The organism is Cupriavidus basilensis OR16, from assembly GCF_000243095.1.
GTDB classification, from domain to species: domain Bacteria; phylum Pseudomonadota; class Gammaproteobacteria; order Burkholderiales; family Burkholderiaceae; genus Cupriavidus; species Cupriavidus basilensis_D.
Genome location: NZ_AHJE01000185.1, coordinates 1 through 2,724, shown reverse-complemented (window position 1 = coordinate 2,724; position 2,724 = coordinate 1). Strand labels below are relative to the sequence as shown.

The window sequence follows — 2,724 nt, the reverse complement described above, 5'->3', positions numbered from 1 at the left end:
AGTCGAGGATCTTTGCCACGACGCCGGCGCCGACGGTACGACCGCCTTCACGGATGGCGAAACGCAGGCCTTCTTCCATGGCGATCGGGGCAATCAGCTTGACCGTGATCGACACGTTGTCACCCGGCATGACCATTTCCTTGTCCTTCGGCAGCTCGATCGAGCCAGTCACGTCGGTCGTGCGGAAGTAGAACTGCGGGCGGTAGTTGTTGAAGAACGGGGTGTGACGGCCGCCTTCGTCCTTCGACAAGATGTAGACCTCGCCGGTGAAGTGCGTGTGCGGCTTGATCGAACCCGGCTTGCACAGCACTTGGCCGCGCTCGACGTCTTCGCGCTTCGTGCCGCGCAGCAGCAGACCCACGTTGTCGCCAGCTTGACCTTGGTCCAGCAGCTTGCGGAACATTTCCACGCCGGTGCAGATCGTCTTGACCGTCGGCTTGATACCAACGATTTCGATTTCTTCACCAACCTTGATGATGCCGCGCTCGATACGACCGGTCACAACCGTGCCACGACCCGAGATCGAGAACACGTCTTCCACCGGCATCAGGAAGGTGCCGTCGATGGCACGTTCCGGCGTCGGGATGTAGCTGTCCAGCTGCTCGGCCAGGGCCAGAATGGCTTGCTCGCCCAGTTCGCCCTTGTCGCCTTCCAGTGCCAGCTTGGCCGAACCCTTGATGATCGGGGTGTCGTCGCCGGGGAATTCGTACTTCGACAGAAGCTCGCGCACTTCCATTTCGACCAGCTCGAGCAGCTCGGCGTCGTCGACCATGTCGCACTTGTTCAGGAACACGATGATGTAAGGCACGCCAACCTGGCGGGCCAGCAGGATGTGTTCGCGGGTCTGGGGCATGGGGCCGTCAGCGGCCGAGCACACCAGGATAGCGCCGTCCATCTGTGCGGCGCCCGTGATCATGTTCTTCACATAGTCAGCGTGGCCCGGGCAGTCAACGTGTGCGTAGTGGCGATTAGCCGTTTCGTACTCGACGTGTGCGGTGTTGATGGTAATACCGCGTGCCTTTTCTTCCGGCGCTGCGTCGATTTCGTCGTACTTCTTGGCCGAACCGCCAAACTTGGCTGCCAGCACCGTAGCAATTGCTGCCGTCAGGGTGGTCTTGCCGTGGTCAACGTGACCAATCGTGCCAACGTTCACGTGCGGCTTAGTCCGCGAGAACTTTTCCTTTGCCATTTTTCAGCTCCTAATCGAAACCAGTATGTCGTGTTCATAGTGCCGCCGCGCATAACGCGCGGCGGCGGATTTTTTACTTACTTGCCACGTGCCGTGATCACGGCGTCGGCTACGTTCTTCGGAGCTTCAGCGTAGTGCTTGAACTCCATCGTGTACGTAGCGCGGCCTTGCGTGGCCGAGCGCAGCGAGGTCGAGTAGCCGAACATCTCTGCCAGCGGAACTTCCGCGCGCAGGATCTTGCCACCGCCGACCATGTCGTCCATGCCCTGGATAATGCCGCGACGCGACGACAGATCGCCCATCACGTTACCCATGAAGTCTTCAGGCGTTTCCACTTCCACAGCCATCATCGGCTCGAGCAGCACGGGGCTTGCGCGACGCATGCCTTCCTTGAAGCCCATGGAGCCGGCCATCTTGAACGCGTTTTCGTTCGAGTCCACATCGTGGTACGAACCAAAGAACAGCGTGACCTTGACGTCGACCACCGGGAAGCCTGCCAGGACGCCGGAGTTCAGGGTGTCCTGAATGCCCTTGTCCACTGCGGGGATGTACTCGCGCGGAACCACGCCGCCCTTGATGGCGTCGACGAATTCGTAGCCCTTGCCCGGTTCTTGCGGCTCGAGCTTCAGCACCACGTGACCGTACTGGCCACGGCCGCCCGACTGCTTGACGAACTTGCCTTCCACTTCGTCGCAGGTCTTGCGGATGGTTTCGCGGTACGCAACCTGGGGCTTGCCCACGGTGGCTTCCACGCCGAATTCGCGCTTCATGCGGTCGACCAGAATTTCGAGGTGGAGCTCGCCCATGCCCGAAATGATGGTCTGGCCGGATTCTTCGTCGGTCTTCACGCGGAACGACGGATCTTCCTGTGCCAGGCGGTTCAGGGCGATGCCCATCTTTTCCTGGTCAGCCTTGGTCTTCGGCTCGACAGCCTGCGAAATCACCGGCTCCGGGAACACCATGCGTTCCAGGATGATGATGTGGTCCGGATCGCACAGCGTGTCGCCCGTGGTGGCTTCTTTCAGGCCAACCGCGGCGGCGATGTCGCCTGCCAGCACTTCCTTGATTTCTTCGCGCTGGTTGGCGTGCATCTGCAGAATCCGGCCCAGGCGTTCCTTCTTGCTCTTGACCGGGTTGTAGATGGTGTCGCCCGAATTGACCTTGCCCGAGTAGACGCGGAAGAAGATCAGCTGGCCGACGAACGGGTCGGTCATGATCTTGAACGCCAGCGCGGAGAACTTTTCGTCGTCCGCGGCACGGCGCGAGGTTTCCTTGTCGTCGTCGTCCACGCCGGTGACCGGCGGGATGTCGACCGGCGACGGCAGGAAGTCGATCACGGCGTCCAGCATACGCTGCACGCCCTTGTTCTTGAACGCGGTGCCGCACAGCATCGGCTGGATTTCGCAGGCGATGGTACGGTCACGCAGGCCCTTGATGATCTCGGCTTCGGACAGTTCGCCCTCTTCCAGATACTTGTTCATCAGCTCTTCGTTCGACTCGGCAGCTGCCTCGACCATCTTCTCGCGCCATTCGTG

General features: G+C 60.8%; 2 protein-coding genes. Both read right to left on the bottom strand.

The genetic code is table 11. The features are described 5' to 3' along the window. A partial coding sequence (gene tuf, locus OR16_RS37510) for an elongation factor Tu (RefSeq protein ID WP_006164373.1) occupies positions 1-1,189 on the bottom strand: 1,189 nt, incomplete at its 3' end. 77 nt (positions 1,190-1,266) lie between these two features. Next, positions 1,267-2,724, bottom strand: a 1,458-nt coding sequence (gene fusA, locus OR16_RS37505) for an elongation factor G (RefSeq protein WP_006164371.1), incomplete at its 5' end; no start/stop codon positions are given.